This is a genomic window from Methylohalobius crimeensis 10Ki (assembly GCF_000421465.1).
GTDB classification, from domain to species: domain Bacteria; phylum Pseudomonadota; class Gammaproteobacteria; order Methylococcales; family Methylothermaceae; genus Methylohalobius; species Methylohalobius crimeensis.
Genome location: NZ_ATXB01000001.1, coordinates 156,465 through 171,866, shown reverse-complemented (window position 1 = coordinate 171,866; position 15,402 = coordinate 156,465). Strand labels below are relative to the sequence as shown.

At 60.5% G+C, this 15,402-nt stretch carries 19 protein-coding genes, 1 pseudogene and 1 CRISPR repeat array; of the genes and pseudogenes, 16 read left to right on the top strand and 4 right to left on the bottom strand.

The genetic code is table 11. The annotated features are described in order from the left end of the window. Window position 1: 1 nt before the first annotated feature. Complete coding sequence (locus H035_RS0100865; RefSeq protein ID WP_022947123.1) at window positions 2–1,291, top strand: TIGR02710 family CRISPR-associated CARF protein; 1,290 nt, start codon at window positions 2–4, stop codon at window positions 1,289–1,291. 9 nt (window positions 1,292–1,300) lie between these two features. Here the strand turns inward: H035_RS0100865 and H035_RS22625 are convergent, their stop codons facing one another. Further along, window positions 1,301–1,426 (bottom strand): hypothetical protein, encoded by a 126-nt coding sequence (locus tag H035_RS22625; RefSeq protein WP_321162840.1) that lies wholly within the window; start codon window positions 1,424–1,426, stop codon window positions 1,301–1,303. A gap of 18 nt (window positions 1,427–1,444) precedes the next feature. Next, window positions 1,445–1,843, bottom strand: a complete 399-nt coding sequence (locus H035_RS17595) for a Uma2 family endonuclease (protein ID WP_321162839.1) — start codon at window positions 1,841–1,843, stop codon at window positions 1,445–1,447. Between the two features lie 208 nt (window positions 1,844–2,051). Here H035_RS17595 and H035_RS0100855 point away from each other — a divergent pair, with 208 nt between their 5' ends. The 11 genes from H035_RS0100855 to cas2 (H035_RS21120) all read left to right on the top strand — a co-directional run bounded on the left by H035_RS0100855 (window position 2,052) and on the right by cas2 (H035_RS21120) (window position 8,334). Further along, window positions 2,052–3,221: a Card1-like endonuclease domain-containing protein gene (locus tag H035_RS0100855; protein WP_022947122.1), complete on the top strand. Its 1,170-nt coding sequence runs from the start codon at window positions 2,052–2,054 to the stop codon at window positions 3,219–3,221. A 169-nt stretch (window positions 3,222–3,390) separates the two neighbouring features. Further along, window positions 3,391–3,828, top strand: a complete 438-nt coding sequence (locus tag H035_RS0100850; RefSeq protein WP_200861516.1) for a nucleotidyltransferase substrate binding protein — start codon at window positions 3,391–3,393, stop codon at window positions 3,826–3,828. Continuing rightward, entirely contained in the window at window positions 3,825–4,178 is a 354-nt protein-coding gene (locus H035_RS0100845; RefSeq protein ID WP_051149715.1) for a nucleotidyltransferase family protein, read from the top strand. Before H035_RS0100850 ends, H035_RS0100845 begins: the two co-directional genes overlap by 4 nt. A gap of 95 nt (window positions 4,179–4,273) precedes the next feature. Continuing rightward, complete coding sequence (locus H035_RS17590) at window positions 4,274–4,702, top strand: hypothetical protein (RefSeq protein ID WP_022947121.1); 429 nt, start codon at window positions 4,274–4,276, stop codon at window positions 4,700–4,702. A 107-nt stretch (window positions 4,703–4,809) separates the two neighbouring features. Then, window positions 4,810–4,989 (top strand): PLDc N-terminal domain-containing protein, encoded by a 180-nt coding sequence (locus H035_RS0100835; protein WP_022947120.1) that lies wholly within the window; start codon window positions 4,810–4,812, stop codon window positions 4,987–4,989. A gap of 11 nt (window positions 4,990–5,000) precedes the next feature. Further along, entirely contained in the window at window positions 5,001–5,318 is a 318-nt protein-coding gene (gene csx16, locus H035_RS0100830) for a CRISPR-associated protein Csx16 (protein WP_022947119.1), read from the top strand. Window positions 5,319–5,408: 90 nt separating this feature from the next. Then, window positions 5,409–5,936, top strand: a complete 528-nt coding sequence (locus tag H035_RS0100825; RefSeq protein ID WP_022947118.1) for an SAVED domain-containing protein — start codon at window positions 5,409–5,411, stop codon at window positions 5,934–5,936. A 60-nt stretch (window positions 5,937–5,996) separates the two neighbouring features. Continuing rightward, complete coding sequence (gene cas2 / locus H035_RS0100820; protein ID WP_022947117.1) at window positions 5,997–6,284, top strand: CRISPR-associated endonuclease Cas2; 288 nt, start codon at window positions 5,997–5,999, stop codon at window positions 6,282–6,284. A 6-nt stretch (window positions 6,285–6,290) separates the two neighbouring features. Continuing rightward, on the top strand, window positions 6,291–7,232 hold the full coding sequence (cas1, locus tag H035_RS0100815) for a CRISPR-associated endonuclease Cas1 (RefSeq protein ID WP_022947116.1): 942 nt from the start codon (window positions 6,291–6,293) through the stop codon (window positions 7,230–7,232). Next, window positions 7,232–7,996, top strand: a complete 765-nt coding sequence (locus tag H035_RS0100810) for a CRISPR-associated endonuclease Cas1 (protein ID WP_022947115.1) — start codon at window positions 7,232–7,234, stop codon at window positions 7,994–7,996. The genes cas1 and H035_RS0100810 overlap by 1 nt, the downstream gene beginning before the upstream one ends. Next, window positions 7,996–8,334 carry a CRISPR-associated endonuclease Cas2 gene (gene cas2, locus H035_RS21120; RefSeq protein ID WP_022947114.1) on the top strand — a complete coding sequence of 113 codons (339 nt, stop codon included), beginning with the start codon at window positions 7,996–7,998 and terminating at the stop codon, window positions 8,332–8,334. Before H035_RS0100810 ends, cas2 (H035_RS21120) begins: the two co-directional genes overlap by 1 nt. A gap of 93 nt (window positions 8,335–8,427) precedes the next feature. After that, window positions 8,428–9,164: direct repeats of the CRISPR family, unit length 36 nt; unit sequence CTCGAGAAATTGACCTGATGAAAAAGGGATTAAGAC. A 65-nt stretch (window positions 9,165–9,229) separates the two neighbouring features. Here the strand turns inward: cas2 (H035_RS21120) and H035_RS20595 are convergent. Beyond that, window positions 9,230–10,189: pseudogene (locus tag H035_RS20595) on the bottom strand (IS481 family transposase); the annotation flags it as partial. Between the two features lie 147 nt (window positions 10,190–10,336). On the opposite strand from H035_RS20595, the gene H035_RS0100795 reads away from it, so the two are divergent. From H035_RS0100795 to H035_RS20590, 4 genes are all read left to right on the top strand, one after another. Continuing rightward, window positions 10,337–11,074 (top strand): SIMPL domain-containing protein, encoded by a 738-nt coding sequence (locus H035_RS0100795; RefSeq protein ID WP_022947113.1) that lies wholly within the window; start codon window positions 10,337–10,339, stop codon window positions 11,072–11,074. Between the two features lie 132 nt (window positions 11,075–11,206). Then, window positions 11,207–13,879, top strand: a complete 2,673-nt coding sequence (locus tag H035_RS0100790) for a bifunctional acetate--CoA ligase family protein/GNAT family N-acetyltransferase (protein ID WP_022947112.1) — start codon at window positions 11,207–11,209, stop codon at window positions 13,877–13,879. 108 nt (window positions 13,880–13,987) lie between these two features. After that, window positions 13,988–14,368 (top strand): hypothetical protein, encoded by a 381-nt coding sequence (locus H035_RS0100785; RefSeq protein ID WP_022947111.1) that lies wholly within the window; start codon window positions 13,988–13,990, stop codon window positions 14,366–14,368. Between the two features lie 13 nt (window positions 14,369–14,381). Next, window positions 14,382–14,777, top strand: a complete 396-nt coding sequence (locus H035_RS20590) for a GYD domain-containing protein (RefSeq protein WP_022947110.1) — start codon at window positions 14,382–14,384, stop codon at window positions 14,775–14,777. A 19-nt stretch (window positions 14,778–14,796) separates the two neighbouring features. On the opposite strand, the gene rloA3 is transcribed toward H035_RS20590, so the two are convergent. After that, entirely contained in the window at window positions 14,797–15,357 is a 561-nt protein-coding gene (rloA3, locus tag H035_RS0100775; protein WP_022947109.1) for a retropepsin-like aspartic peptidase RloA3, read from the bottom strand. Window positions 15,358–15,402: the final 45 nt, after the last annotated feature.

Genomic DNA, 15,402 nt, shown 5'->3' with positions numbered 1-15,402 from the left:
CATGCCACCCACAACAACCACCCTAATCTGCACCGTCGGCGGTTCGCACCAACCCATCGTACGAGCCGTCAATGAACTGCAACCGGATTACGTCTGCTTCGTTTGTTCTGAAGACGATCCGGCCACCGGCAACAAGGGCTCCTATGTTCAAATCACCGGCAAGGGCAACATCATCAAGGCACGCCGCGAGGACGACAAGCCCAGCCTTCCAAACATTCCGGCGCAAACCGGGTTGGCGGAAGATCAATTCGAAGCATTGCGCGTCCAGGCGGATGATTTCGACGATGTCTACCGGCAGGTGAGCCATTGGCTGACAACACATAATCACGATCAAGAACGTATCGTGGCCGACTACACCGGCGGTACCAAGACCATGACCGCCGCCCTGGTCGCCGCGGCCCTGGACGACGAGGGCGTGGAACTGCAGTTGGTAACCGGCAGCCGAGCCAATCTGATCAGCGTGGAATCGGGCAGCGAGCAGGCGATCCCGGCCAGCGTTGAGGCGACGCGGTTCCGCCGCCGCCTCCGCGAAGCCACGGAGGCGTGGTCGCGGTTCGCCTACGACGAGACGGAAGCGATGCTGGCGCGGATACGACCGCCTCGGGAGAGCGGCTTGCGCGGGGAATATCAACGCGCCAGGGATCTCAGCCGGGCGTTCACCGCCTGGGACCGTTTCGACCACGCCGCCGCCAAGCGGATCGTCGATCGCTATCGGCGCCTTTTGGGTCCTACCCTCGGTCCGCTGCTCAACCATCTGGATTTGCTCAACCGGGATGTGCCGGCCCGGGAACCGCTTCGGCTGTTCGATTTATGGCGTAACGCCCAGCGCCGCGCGGATCAAGGCCGCCATGACGATGCCGTGGCCCGCCTCTACCGCCTGGCTGAGTGGAGCGCCCAATGGCTGCTTCGGGAGCAGGCGGATATTCATACCGCCGATGTGCCCAAGGACAAAATCCCGTCGGATATCACCCTTTCCTTCAACCACCGGACCGGCCAATATCAAGCGGGACTGTTCAATGCCTGGGATTTGGCGGCCCACCATATCGGTGGGGGGTTGCCCGAATGGTGGGAAAGGAACCGGGAAACCTTGCTCAATCAACTCATGGCGCGCAATCAATCCATTCTGGCCCACGGATTCGAACCCCTGGATGAAGGCGCCTGGCGACGATTCTCCCAATGGATCGAACAAGAGCTGATCGAGAATTTGCTGCTCAAATTCACCGGCGATGACCGTTATCGTCTTAAACGACTGCCGGAGCAATTACCTCGGTGCTATCCATTTGGCGGGTAAGGGAGGGATTCAAACCCACAGATTTCCCAGGGAAAATTCGACGGCCTCGAACGGCGGCTGGCGGACCGGATCGTCGTCTTTGAGGGCGGAAAGCGACTGCCAATGACTGCCTTCCAGGGTAACTATTTTCAGCATTTTAGGTCGGGCGACCAATCAGAGAAAAGGGATCTGATGCAGGGCATAGATCGGCATCTTGATCACCCGGTCGGTGCGAGCGGTGGCAGGAGAAAGGACCTCGCAAACCCAGTCGGGCGCCAACTCGAACCAGGCGGTCTCGGGCAGGGTCGGCATCCTTTGCCGGCGCCAGCCGGCCAGGCCCGTCACCAGGATGTCGGAACCGAGGTGAAGCTCCGGTTCCACCAGAATCCAACAGCCGCCGGGGTCTCCGTCACCATGATCGAAAGGGTTCCATAAAGTACCATCGATGGCCGATTCGACCCGTGCATGTTTCGGCGCCGGTCGCGGATGAGTGTGGAACTCACCACTCGGGATTTCACCGACCAGGTTCTCCGGCAGCCCGAGGAGATCTTCGCAGGTGACTTTGCGGTGCACGCTTTGGATGATCCACCCTCATCCTAACCTTCTCCCGCCAGCGGGAGAAGGAACGCTTCTTGAGTCATTTCCGGACGGAGAGGGAATTAAGGGGTCGTCATGCCCTCTAGGCTTGTACGGTATATCGAGTTTTGAAACAGGCTGTAAGACAATAGAATGCAAATACCATGGCTGGAAGAAGAATCAATCCTCGAGAATGGTAAAATCCATGAATAGCACGTCCGAAGCGCCGCTATTCCCCCATCATGTCTATCTGGTGTCGGAACAGGCCACGCCCAATATCACCCCCGCGCTCGACCCCGCGGTCCGACCGGAAAAAGTGACCCTGGTGGTCAGCGGCCACATGCAAACCCAAGCCCACCGTCTCACGCGGGTATTGAAGGAAGGGGCCGGCGTGGCGGTCGAGGAATGGCCGGTGGCCGATGCCTGGGACGTGAAACATTTGCTCGATCGGTTCTTGGAATTGCTCGAGCATGCCGAGCAGGCCCCGGTCCTCAACGCCACCGGCGGCACCAAGCCGATGAGCATCGCCGCCGTCGAGGTTTTCCGGGCGTACGAGCGGCCCATTTTCTACGTCCACCCCCATACCGACGAACTGTTCTGGCTTTACCCCCACGATTTCCCCAAGCACCAATTGGCCGACCGGATCAAGTTGCCCCATTTCCTCCTGGCCTACGGCGCCGAGATCGAGGCGCGGGGCGGGGTTCAGGTGCCGCCGGCCCGGCGTGCGCTGGCCGACCATCTCATCCGGAATATCGAACACTATGGACAAGCCATCCGGACGCTCAATTGGTACGCCGCCTCGGCCGGAGACACCCTGGTCTCGCCCATATTGACGCCCGGCCATCGCAGGTGGCCGGCCCTGCAAGAGTTATTGGAAGGCTTTGAACAGGTGGATGCACTCCGCCTGGAGAAAGAGCGCATCGTTTTTCCCGACGAAGAGGCCCGCGCGTTCGTCAACGGCGGCTGGCTGGAATGGCACGTTTTCCATCAGGTCCAGATGCTCCGCAAAGACCTGCCGTTGATTCAGGACGTGGCCCAGGGGGTCCGGGTCGTCCGGAGCACGCGAGGCGGCGAGGTGGAAAACGAGCTGGACGTGGCTTTTCTCGCCAACAACCGCTTCTACTTGATGGAGTGCAAAACGCGCCATTTCCGGGTGGCGGGTAATCATCGCGCCGCCGGCGCCGAAGCCCTCTACAAGCTGGACACCTTGAAGGACTTGCTGGGCGGATTGCACGGCCAAGGGATGTTGGTCAGTTATCTGCCGTTGAAGGCGGCGGACCACCATCGCGCCGCCGAACTGGGAATCCGCGTCTGCCAAGGGCGGCAGCTTCAGAATCTACCGCATATACTCCGCGAGTGGATTGACGGCCGTTAAGCCATTCCCACTTAACGGTAGCCCACAGCTTCCAAGGACAATCCCACCGCGTCGAACGGCGGCTGGCAAACCCCCGTCGTCCTCCTTCACCAGATTTTCCGGCAAATCGAGAATGTCCCGCGTCGAGTAGTCTGGACCATGGCCGCTAAACGTGGGGATAATAAGCTTGTTGTCTGCTTCCATCGCTACCGGCAAAATTTTAAGGATGCTCAATATTCAACCCTTTGAAAAAACCATCGACCGGCTCACCGAGGGACTGGCACGCTACCACCGGGATACCGAGGATGCCCAAATTCGGGACGGACTGATCCAGCGTTTCGAATTCACCTACGAGCTGGCATGGAAAACGCTGAAACGTTATCTTGAACAAGCTGCGGCGAATCCGGCCGAGATCGACGCCATGCCTTTCGCCGATCTGATCCGCACCGCCAACGAACAAGGACTGCTACGTAGCGAGTGGCCAAAATGGCGTACTTATCGAGAGATGCGCAACAAGACGAGTCATGCCTACGACGAAGGGATCGCCCTGGAAGTAGTCGAAGGCATTCCCGACTTTATAGATGAAGCGGTCCATTTGCGTAATCAACTACGCCGGCGCCTGGAATGACGACGATCCCAGCCAGCCGATCGACATCCGCGGAGCCTCGCTCCTCCATCGACCTACACCCGGAGCATCGGCACATCGTGGATGCGATTTTACGTCGGCATATTCCGCAATACGAAGTATGGGCATTCGGCTCCCGCGTCAGCGGCCAAGCCAAACCCTATTCGGACCTGGATCTAGTGGTAGTGGGCGACCGTCCCCTGCCGCTTGCCGTCCGCGCGGCACTCTCCGAAGCTTTTTCCGACTCCGATTTGCCTTTCAAAATAGACATCGTGGACTGGGCGACGACCAGCGAATCCTTTCGACGAATCATCGAACGCGAAAAGCAGGTCATCCAGCGACCGCAACAATAAACCGCCCGCAAGCTTGCCGCCCGGACAGGAAAAACCCGCTTCCCCTACGCTGCTCGCCTTTGGTTATATCAATTCAATTGTGAGGAGCCTTACACATGGACTGGAAAGCAAAAATCATCGTTTCAATAGGGATCGTCGGGCAACTGACCGGCTGCGCCTCGATCGTCAGCGACAACCGTTATCCGGTGACTTTTTCCACGAATCCGTCGGGCGCCGAGGTGACGATTCGGGATGAAAATCATCGCACCGTCCATCGCGGGGTCACGCCGTTCACCGTGACTCTCGCGGCCAGCGACGGCTATTTCGATGGCATGGACTACACCGCATCGTTTCAAAAGCCTTGCTATCAACCCACCGAAGTCCCGCACAATTCGCGCTTGGACGGCTGGTATGTGGGCAATTTGATCTTCGGCGGCCTGCTCGGCTTGATCATCGTCGATCCGGCCACGGGCAGCATGTGGCGGTTGCAGGACAGCGCGCACGCGGACTTGATCGACTCGCTGGGAGACTGCGAACCGTCCTGATCGCTTGACACCCATCCGGCGATCAGGCGAAATGCGAATCGACAACTCCAATCAATAATCTCTCCCGATTCTCCGCAAAGGGGGAGCGCAACCATCGAGGTGCCATCATGGAAATCGAAGTCGGCGGCTTTTTGGGGCTCGTACTACTGATCTTGGACGTTTGGGCCATCGTCCGCACCGTGCGCAGCGGCGCGGGGACGGGAAGCGTCGTCCTCTGGGTGGTGATCATCCTCCTGCTCCCGGTCGTGGGGCTCATTCTGTGGTTCCTCTTCGGACCCAAGGATTGAAGTAAGGGGGCATGGCCAAAACCTGGTTTGTCACCCGCCACCCCGGTGCGCTGGCGTGGGCCGAACGACGGAAAATTCAAGTGGATGAACGGGTCGACCACCTGGACGTGACCGCCGTTCGGCCCGGCGACACGGTCATCGGCACCCTGCCGGTGCATTTGGCCGGGGAAGTCTGCGCCCGGGGCGGGCGTTATCTCCATTTATCCCTGGACATTCCCGCCGAATTGCGCGGCCGGGAACTGTCCGCCGACGACCTGGAGCGCTGCAACGCGCGATTGGAAGCGTTTCGGGTGCTTCGCGAGGAGCATCGGAAACCCGCCACCGAATAAGCGGCAAGCCTGCCGCGCCGCCCGCCTCCTTCCCCTTGGACTAAACTGAATTGGATCGGATACCAACGGGGATGAGGCGCGCGAAAAAGCATGTGGCAACCGATTTCCGATTTCATCATGAATTGGCTCGATCCCATCGGGGTGGTGTGGGGCTTGATCGTCACCCTGCCGGTGATTTGGACCTGGTACGAGGTGGTATTCGGCGAAAGTCGCCGAAGGCGGCGCTGGTTCGAGCAGATCCGGCGCACGCCGGGCGAACGGCCGGCGCTGTTGATCGTGGATCTTTTGGAAGACAAGGACATCCGCCCTTCCGTGGAAAGATTTCGCGCCGGACGGGAAGGACTGCGAGACATTCCCGACGACCGGATTTTCACCCTCCGGCGCGACCGCTCCCTGACGCCCGAGGACATGAAAGACCTCCACGGCGAACTGCGCAAAATGGTCGCCAACATTCTGGCCGCCGGCGCCGACCGGGTGCATTATTTCCACGCCGGCCCGGCGGTGGTCGCCGCCTTGGTGGGGGCGGAATTCGCCAACGCCGCTCAATTGATTCTCTATCAGCACCGTCCCGGAAATAGCGACTACGAGAACTTCGGTCCCCTGCGCTGGCGTTCCTGAGAACTTGGGTAAGCTTGCCGGTCCGGCCCGCCGCGTCGAAAAGGGGTTAAATCCTCACCCATGAAAATTCGACGCAAACTCTACCTGGTCGCCTACGACGTGCGCGAGCCGCGCCGACTCAAGGCGGCCCTCCACATCACGCGCCGCTACGCCACCGGCGGGCAGAAATCGGTCCACGAATGCTGGCTGACGGCGGCGGAGAGAGGCCGCATGATCGCCGATCTGTGCCAGGTGCTCGAGGAAGACGCCGACGCCCTGCTGGTGATCCGTCTCGATCCGCGCCAGAGAGTCACCGCGCTGGGACGGGCGGTGACCCCCACCGATCCGGACTGGTTCTACGTGGGCTGAACCGCCATGAGCACCTTTTATCTCGATCGCAGCGGCAGCGAAATCACCCTGGAAAGCGACGTCCTGGTGGTGCGTCACCGCGAAGGTCGTCAGGCGGTGCCTCTGGCGCTGCTGGAACGCCTGGTGATCAGCGCCAAAACCGGCCTCGACACCCTGCTGCTCGGCCGCCTCGCCGAACGGGGCGTGACCGTGCTGCTGCTCGATCCGCGCCGTCTGGATCGGCGGGCTCAGGTGCTGGGGACCGGCCACAACGATGTCACCGTTCGCCTGGCGCAATATCGTACCGCCGATGACGAAGCGATACGGTTGGCCCGGGCGAAGGGATGGATTCAGGCCAAAGTCCGTCGCCATCGGCGCCTACTGGCCGAGACCGCCGGGAACCGCCCCGACCTGTGTCCGGCCCTAATGACCGCCGTCCAGCGGTTGGAATCTTCGGAGGGACAAATAAATACCGCGGCAAGCCTAACTGCCCTACGCGGTTTTGAAGGCAGCGCTTCGCAGGTATTTTTCGGCGCCTACCGGACGCTGTTCGCCCCATCCCTGGGTTTTTCCGGACGCAAGCGCCGACCGCCGCCCGACCCGGTCAACGCCACCTTGTCCCTCGCCTATACCCTCCTCCACGCCCGCGCGGTGCAAGCCGCCTGGGCGGCCGGGCTCGATCCCCAAGTGGGGTTCTACCATCACCCCGCCTGGGGCCGGGAATCGCTGGCGTGCGATTTGATCGAACCATGGCGGCCGGCGGTGGACGGCTGGGTGTACGAATGGTTCCGGGATCGCCGACTGCGCTCGGATCATTTCAAGTATCGCGGCGGCGGCTGCTTTCTCGACAAAGCCGGGCGGAACCGATTTTTCGCCGCTTTCGAACAAAACATCGCCCCGCTTCAACGCGCCCTGCGCCGTCAGTGCCGGGAATTGGTGCGCTACCTGAACGCTTTGGAGGAATCCTGATGCAACCGCTCTACCTCAACGCCCCCGAAGTTCGGCGCGTGAGCCTGGACGGACCGGCCCTGAAAGTCGTGACCCGCCGCCAGGCCGATCGCCATTTCCCGCTGCCGCGCCTGAGCCGGGTCGTCAGCCGCGGCCCGATCGCCTGGACCAGCCCGGCGATGCTGGAATGCCTGCGCCGCGGCGTCCCCGTCACCTTCCTGAACCGCGAAGGACAACTCCTGGGCATGAGCTTCGGCGCCTATCCCCAAGATTCCGGATTCAACCGCTTGCTCGATGCCTACTTTTCGCTGGAAGACGGTCCCCAGCGTTTGGTGGACTGGTTCCGCAGCCACAGCCGCTCGCGCTTGCTCGCCCTGCTTCGACGGCAAAAACTGCACCTGCCCGATCTACGCATCCGCGCGGTTCGACAGGCGCTCGGCGCGGAACTCAAGCACCGGCGCCGGCGGATGCATCCAAGCCTGCTGCATCGGTTGCGCCCCCTGACCGCCGCCCAAGTGGGCGAAACCCTGACCGCCTACCGCATCCAGCCGGCCATCCTCGAACCGATTCACGACTGGCGCGGCCTGGTGTGTTATCTCACCGGCCTGCTGGAATGGGAATGGTGGGAATGGGCGCTGGGCGGACGCCTACGCCTGGCGGGCCCCGCGGATCAACACGCCATTACCGCCTGCTACGAAACCCACGCCGCCGCCATCGGCGACCGTACCCGCAACTGGATCGGCCGTCTGTGGCGCTGGCTCGAACAAAGCGAGGCCTACACCTGATGACATTACGCACCAAACGCCCGCACTTGGCCTGTTACGACATCAGCGATCCGAAACGATTGAGCCGCGTCCATCGGTATCTCAAAAAAATCGGCATTCCGCTGCAGTATTCGGTGTTTCTGTTGCATATCGAGCCGATAAAACTGGGCCGGATCATCGCCGGACTCGATCGGTTGATCGATCCACGCGAGGACGACGTCCGCATCTATCCACTCCCGCAACGTCCCGACTGGCAGTGGTGGGGCAAACCGAACTGGATGGACGGCATCGTGTTGAGCGGCGTGACATTGCCAGAAGGCTTGACCGGTGCTAGATTTAAGGACGAGGAAAGCCATTGAGGCCCGAAATGAGCGTCAACTTTTTGGCGTCAAAAAATTTCTTCAAGGGTTCTTGTAAGGTGTTGATCTTTAAAAAGAAAATTAGGGGGTGCTCTCGAGAAATTGACCTGATGAAAAAGGGATTAAGACGGCGGCGCGGTGCCGGTTTCTTGGGGGGGGGCTACTCGAGAAATTGACCTGATGAAAAAGGGATTAAGACTCTTTAGCCAGGTCGCAAGTTTTGGGAATGAATTCTCGAGAAATTGACCTGATGAAAAAGGGATTAAGACTCAATTCCTGATAACAGGATGTCATCCCATTTCCCTCGAGAAATTGACCTGATGAAAAAGGGATTAAGACGTCTAGCAAACGCTAGACAAAATACAATGGTTTCTCGAGAAATTGACCTGATGAAAAAGGGATTAAGACGTGGTTACTTTCGCTTTCATTGTCTATCTCCTCTTCTCGAGAAATTGACCTGATGAAAAAGGGATTAAGACTACCGGATCTTGACCGATCCGTATCGTTACCGTTACTCGAGAAATTGACCTGATGAAAAAGGGATTAAGACCATAGTCCGAGACCGACTTTGTCAATGACCAAGCTCGAGAAATTGACCTGATGAAAAAGGGATTAAGACGGGGGAATCCCCTCTATCCTTTTTAGCGCTTGGAACTCGAGAAATTGACCTGATGAAAAAGGGATTAAGACGAGCCGGTAGATTTTTATTGCTTGCGACCCGTTGGCTCGAGAAATTGACCTGATGAAAAAGGGATTAAGACTGAAAAACTTTCGCTGTTTCTTCGATTTGAATGCTCGAGAAATTGACCTGATGAAAAAGGGATTAAGAGACTCCATAATCCAAAAAGAACGCCTCAAAAACTGGTTGGAGCCCGTATCCGTAAAGTCGATAATTGTCGTGTCCCGGATGATTGACGACACGTTTATGAAACAAGTGTGGGTGTGACCTTTGCCAATTTTTCAGGGCTTGCACTGGATGAATATGCCCCAAGGCTTTCTGAGGCACTTGATGATTGTACAACCAGACGTATCGTCGAAGGGTGGTTTCCAGTTCCTCTCCGGAGCGGAAATGATACGTACGCAGGATATCGGCAATACGCCCGTTGAATCGCTCCACCATGCCGTTGGTTTGAGGCCTTTTGGGGCGGATGAGTCGATGCTCGATGCCCAGTTCCGTGCACAGTTGATCGAAGACGTGCTGTCCGGTCGGGGTCCGTTCACCCCGGGTGACAAAGCGATCGGTGAATTCTTTTCCGTTATCGGTAAGAATCTTTTCGATCTTAAACGGCGCGGTCTTGGCCAGCGCCGCCAGAAAATGCCGCGCATGGCGGGCGCTTTTGCTGTGATAGAGACGCACAAAGACCCAACGCGTGGCCCGATCGATGGCCACAAACAGGTACCGCCGCCGGGTTTCATCGGCCATTTGGGGCAAATATTTGACGTCGATGTGCACAAAGCCGGGGACATAAGCTTTGAAGGCTTTCGCCTTGGGTGGGCTTTTATCCGCCGGCGGTCTGCGAGACACCCCGTGTCGCTTGAGCATCCGATGCAACGAAGCGCGGGTCAGGGTGGGATGAATGAATTCCCGCACCACCGCCAGCAAGTCGTCCAGGGACAAGTCCAACTGCTGGCGCAGCACCAACACCACCTGCTCTTGAGCCGGCGTCAGGGTCGTGGGCAGCCGGTGCGGGGTATGCGGCAAGTCTTCCACCGAATCGCGTCCCTTCCAGCGCGCGATGGTTTCCACCGTGACGCCAAAGCGCTTGGCCAACACCGTATTCGGTTCCGTACTCGCCTGGATCAAAGCGCGGATTCGGGGCGTGGTCGTCGCGTTTTTGTGCAGTCTTACTTGCATCCTGTCACCTCTCGCATGATGTCTCTGGCCATCAGTAAACCACACCGACGGCCTATTAGGGAATCATCCGTGACACGACAGATAATTGCACTATGAGGTCGGGATATGGCTACTGAGCGCTCTTCAAACTCAATAGGACCGTGGCTCTTGGCAGCAGCGGTTCTATTGGCGGGCGGCATGATAACGGCCGGCTACTTTATCGGAGACGGCTTTTATCAAGGCCGTCGGGCGGAACGCTACGTGACGGTCAAGGGATTGGCCGAACGTGATGTCCAGGCGGATCTCGCAGTGTGGCCCTTGCATTTCACGGTTACCGACAACGACCTGGCCGCGGCGCAAGCCAAAATCGAAAAGGACGCCGTACGGGTACGCGATTTTCTGAGCGGTGGCGGCATCGCTGCCGAGGAGATCCAAGGAGGGCGAATGGAAGTGGTGGACCGAATGGCACAACGGTACCAGCCCACGGGGAAAATGGGCAGCCGCTATATTGTCACCCAAACCCTGGTCGTGCGCAGTCCTCAAGTGGACCGGATCGCTCGATTGAGCAGCGAGCTCGGCGCGCTTGTGCGGCAAGGCGTGGTCCTGATGCAGGAAAGCCCGGAGGCAGGGCCGCAATACTTGTTCACCCGCCTGAATGAAATTAAGCCGTCGATGCTGGCGGAAGCGACGCGATCCGCGCGGGCCGCGGCGGCGCAGTTCGCGGCGGACAGCGGCAGCCGATTGGCGGGGCTGCGCCGCGCCAATCAAGGGGTATTCGTGATCCAGCCACGGGACGCGATCGCATTCGCGCCGGAAAAAACGCAGATCGATAAAACGGTCCGAATTGTCTCCACCCTGCAATATTATCTCGTTGATCTATCCGAGCCACGACAGGAAGGCGAATAGCTTCCGGGCTTATTTCTCCTTTACCAGGCAACTCAAATACTGAAACAATGAGCGCTGTACTTTGCTAAATTGACCCGATGGAATAGAAATTAATAGTCTATTGCAGACGCGGTTAATCGAACGGGGTGATACATGGGCGCCCATTATCTCGACCATATGTTCCATCCGCGCAGCGTCGCGGTGTTCGGCGCCAGCGAACGCCCCGATTCGGTGGGCGCGCGGGTGTTCGCCAATCTTTTGGCCGGCGGTTTCTCCGGTTCGGTCTATCCGGTCAATCCCAAGCACGAAAAAGTCCAAGGCCAGCGCTGTTACCGGGATATTTCCCAAATCGGGGCGGCGGTTGATCTGGCCGTGATCGCCACCCCGGCGCGCACCGTTCCCGGAATTTTGCAGAGCTGCGGCACCTCGGGCGTGTGCGCGGCGATCGTGCTTTCGGCCGGGTTCGAGGGCGCCGAAGGGGAGGGCTTGCGCGCGCGGTTGCAGGAGGCGGCGCGGCCCTACGGGATGCGGGTGCTGGGACCCAATTGCCTGGGGCTGATTCGTCCCGGCCTGGGCCTGAACGCCACCTTCAGCCAGGGTTCCGCTCTGCCGGGTGATTTGGCTTTGGTGTCCCAGTCGGGCGCACTGTGCACCGCGATCCTGGATTGGGCGGCGGCGCGCGAGATCGGCTTTTCCACCGTGGTTTCCCTGGGCGATGCCGTGGACACGGATTTCGGCGATCTCCTCGATTACCTGGCCCTGGATACCGAGACTCGAGGCATCCTGCTGTACGTGGAAGGCGTCAACCATGCGCGGGATTTCATGAGCGGCCTGCGCGCGGCGGCGCGGGTGAAGCCGGTGATCGTGGTGAAAGCGGGGCGCCAGGGGGCCGGCAGCCGCGCCGCCCAGTCGCATACCGGCGCCTTGGTCGGCGCCGACGACGTGTTCGACGCGGCCCTGCGCCGCGCCGGGGTGGTCCGCGCCCACACCATCGAACAACTGTTCGCCGCGGCCCAGCTGCTCGCCAGTCATCACCGCATCCACGGCCAGCGCCTGGCGATCGTGACCAACGGCGGCGGTCCCGCGGTGATGGCGGTGGACCGGGCCGCCGATGTGGGCCTCCAGTTGGCGGAGCTGTCACCGGATACCTTGGCGGCACTGGATCAATTGCTGCCGGCCCACTGGCCGCGCGCCAATCCGGTGGATATTCTCGGCGACGCCGGAGCGGATCGATACCGCGAGGCGGTGCGGCTGTGCCTGGCCGATCCCGGCATCGACGGATTGCTGGTGATGCTCACCCCCCAGGCCATGACCGATCCGCCGGCGTGCGCGGAGGCGGTGGCCGAGGCGACCGCCGATCAGAAAAAACCGGTGCTGGCGTGCTGGATGGGGGAGGCGCACATGAAAACCGCGCGCGAACGCTTGACCGACCGACACATCCCCAATTTCACCTTTCCCGAAGCCGCCGTGGAGGCGTTCGCCTATCTGGCCAGCTATCAGCAAAATCAACAACTGCTGAAACAGGTGCCCGCGCCGCTGGTGGCCCGCAGCACGCCGGATATCTCGGGGGCCCGGCTGATTATCGAAAGCGCCTTGGCGGAACGCCGTTCGGAGCTGTCCGGCAACGAAGCCAAGGCGATTTTGCGCGCTTTCGACATCCCCACCAATCTGGCGGTGGCGGCCCATTCGCCGGGCGAAGCACTGGTGGTGGCCGAATCCATCGGCTTTCCGGTGGCGATGAAGATCGATTCTCCCGACATCAGCCACAAATCCGACGTCAACGGCGTCCGCCTGCATATCGACAGCGCCGAGGCGGTGCGCCGCACCTATCAGGAATTGGTCGGTTCGGTGGCGCGCCAACGACCGGGCATCCGTATCCACGGCGTGACCATCGAGGCGATGTACGACAAACCCCACGGCCGCGAACTGCTGGTGGGGGTGCTGCGCGACCCGGCTTTCGGTCCGATCGTCACCTTCGGCGCCGGCGGGACCGCGGTGGAAGTACTGCGCGACCGGGCCGTGGCCTTGCCGCCGCTCAACCGCTTCGTCGCCCGCGATCTGATCCGCCAAACCCGGATTTACACCCTGCTGCAAGCGTTCCGTCACCTGCCGGCCGCGAATCTGGACGCCCTAGAGCAAGTGCTGCTGCGCGTCTCGGAGATCGTATGCGAATTGCCGGAAATCCGGGAAATGGACATCAATCCGCTGATCGTCGACGAGCACGGCGCCCTGGCGGTGGATGCCCGGATGGCCGTGGCCTACCACGCTCCCGGTCCGAATCGCTACGGCCACATGGCCGTCCATCCGTACCCCGCGCACTTGGTCAAACAGGTGCAACTGTCCGACGGCACCGACATCACCCTCCGCCCGATCCGCCCCGAGGACGCCGAAATAGAACAGGCGTTCGTGCGCGGCCTGTCGGCCCAGACCAAATACTTCCGCTTCATGCAGAGCATCAAGGAACTCAGCCACGAGGAATTGATCCGCCTGACCCAGCTCGACTACCACCGCGGGCTGGCCTTGATCGCGACCGTGCGCGAGGCCGGCGCCGAGGTGGAAATCGGCGTGGCGCGCTACGCCATGAATCCGGACGGCGAAAGCTGCGAGTTCGCCCTGGTGGTGGGAGACGCCTGGCAGCGCCGCGGCATCGGTTCCAGGCTCATGCAGGCGCTGATGGAAGCGGCGCGGGCGCAAGGCTTCCGCCGCATGGAAGGGGAGGTTCTGGCGAGCAATCAGCCCATGCTGGAGCTGGTGCGCAAGCTCGGCTTCCGGGTCCGCGGCAGTCCCGACGATCCCACGGTGATGCAGGTCAACCGGCTGTTATGACATGTGCGCAGCAGGATCGGGAGAGAACGGTTCCGGAGCGTTCACCCGCGATCCCGATCAGTGGGAGTGACTAACAGTCAACACATCCTGGACGAGGAGGGTAGTGCAATGCAAACCAAACGGATCAACCCAATAATCATTCTCGCGACCAGCGTTATTCTGACCGGCCCCCTTTGGGCCGCCGGAGGCGCCGGAAGCGGTGGCGGAGATTCCATGCGCGGCAGGGATCAAGGCACGGGCACGGAACGAATGCGGGAACCGTCCCGCCAACCCCGGAAAAACTACGAACGCCGCTTCGAGGAAAGCACGCAGATGCGCCAGGGAGAAGGGGAGGGCATGGCGAAGGAAAAGGCCAAGCAGAAAGCCCCGGGCGGCGACGGCGGAACCCCCATGCGCGATCGAGATCAAGACCGGGAACGCGTCCAGCAACCCGACGGCGGCGGTGAAAAGAAGGCGCGCAAACGTTGGTGGTGGCCGTTCGGCGACTGACAGGAGACGGAAAATGGCGAAATATTTCTTGGCTTGCCGGATCGGATCGCAGGCGCTACGGTCCCCGCCGTCCTTGGCCGAGGTCGGTCCCCGAATCGTGGATAAGCTGCAAACCCTGGCCGCGGGGGTGACGGTCGAGCACTGGTATGCGCTGCTGGGCCCCTACGACCTGCTCTATCTTTTGGATGCACCCGACAACGCCACGGCCATGAAGGCGGCGCTGACGGTGCGCTCCTTCGGCTACGACCATACCGAAATTTGGCCCGCCATGGAGATGGGTCAATTCGGTGCTTTGGTGGAAAAATTCGCGGCCGAGAGCGCCGAATACGACCGTCAGGTCGACGAAGCCTCGGAAGAAAGTTTCCCGGCCAGCGATCCCCCGGCGTGGACGGGAACCACGATCACTTGAAGCGAGGCCCCCGAGGCATTCAATCCAAGCCGATGTCTGCATCGTCTTCAAGTTCGTAGGCCTTCACCACGGGCGAATCGTCGTCGCAGGCGGGTTCATGCAAAAACGTGCGGGTCACGTCGACCTTTCCCAGATGTTGAATCGTTCGCCGGCCCAGAAGCACCGGATAAAGCATGTCGTCACGATCTCTCAGGCTGAATTGGTCCTGAAACAACCGTTCGCCGATGCAAACTTTCATCAGCACCACCGGCCTGCGCACCCTGCCGCCGGCGCCCTTGGCGATAAACTTTCGGTAGAGGGGGCGCTCGATGCGCTCCGACACCCGCTTGCCGCTGTCTTCGTCCCTCAGGTTGACGGTAAAGCGCACCCATTTTTCGCCCTCCCGCTCGAAACGTTGGATATCCTTCGCGTCCAGGGACGATGTCAGCGCCCCGGTATCCAGCTTGGCTTTCACTTCGACCCCCCAGGGTTCGATTTGAATTTTCTCGATCCAGCCGAGGGTGTCCGCGCCCCCGGCGATTTCGCTCCACAGGAAAACGGCGATGCTCGTCATCAGGCTCCGATTGAGTAAACTACCCATGATTGTCTCCGGAATGCGGTTCGTTCAAACAGATTGAATGGTTGA

Excerpts from the sequence above, each read along its gene's own strand:
- H035_RS0100865 (WP_022947123.1), top strand. The coding sequence starts at position 2 with ATGCCACCCACAACAACCACCCTAATCTGCACCGTCGGCGGTTCGCAC.
- H035_RS22625 (WP_321162840.1), bottom strand. The coding sequence starts at position 1,426 with ATGCTGAAAATAGTTACCCTGGAAGGCAGTCATTGGCAGTCGCTTTCC.
- H035_RS0100855 (WP_022947122.1), top strand. The coding sequence starts at position 2,052 with ATGAATAGCACGTCCGAAGCGCCGCTATTCCCCCATCATGTCTATCTG.
- H035_RS0100845 (WP_051149715.1), top strand. The coding sequence starts at position 3,825 with ATGACGACGATCCCAGCCAGCCGATCGACATCCGCGGAGCCTCGCTCC.
- H035_RS17590 (WP_022947121.1), top strand. The coding sequence starts at position 4,274 with ATGGACTGGAAAGCAAAAATCATCGTTTCAATAGGGATCGTCGGGCAA.
- H035_RS0100835 (WP_022947120.1), top strand. The coding sequence starts at position 4,810 with ATGGAAATCGAAGTCGGCGGCTTTTTGGGGCTCGTACTACTGATCTTG.
- csx16 (WP_022947119.1), top strand. The coding sequence starts at position 5,001 with ATGGCCAAAACCTGGTTTGTCACCCGCCACCCCGGTGCGCTGGCGTGG.
- H035_RS0100825 (WP_022947118.1), top strand. The coding sequence starts at position 5,409 with ATGTGGCAACCGATTTCCGATTTCATCATGAATTGGCTCGATCCCATC.
- cas2 (WP_022947117.1), top strand. The coding sequence starts at position 5,997 with ATGAAAATTCGACGCAAACTCTACCTGGTCGCCTACGACGTGCGCGAG.
- cas1 (WP_022947116.1), top strand. The coding sequence starts at position 6,291 with ATGAGCACCTTTTATCTCGATCGCAGCGGCAGCGAAATCACCCTGGAA.
- H035_RS0100810 (WP_022947115.1), top strand. The coding sequence starts at position 7,232 with ATGCAACCGCTCTACCTCAACGCCCCCGAAGTTCGGCGCGTGAGCCTG.
- cas2 (WP_022947114.1), top strand. The coding sequence starts at position 7,996 with ATGACATTACGCACCAAACGCCCGCACTTGGCCTGTTACGACATCAGC.
- H035_RS0100790 (WP_022947112.1), top strand. The coding sequence starts at position 11,207 with ATGGGCGCCCATTATCTCGACCATATGTTCCATCCGCGCAGCGTCGCG.
- H035_RS0100785 (WP_022947111.1), top strand. The coding sequence starts at position 13,988 with ATGCAAACCAAACGGATCAACCCAATAATCATTCTCGCGACCAGCGTT.
- H035_RS20590 (WP_022947110.1), top strand. The coding sequence starts at position 14,382 with ATGGCGAAATATTTCTTGGCTTGCCGGATCGGATCGCAGGCGCTACGG.
- rloA3 (WP_022947109.1), bottom strand. The coding sequence starts at position 15,357 with ATGGGTAGTTTACTCAATCGGAGCCTGATGACGAGCATCGCCGTTTTC.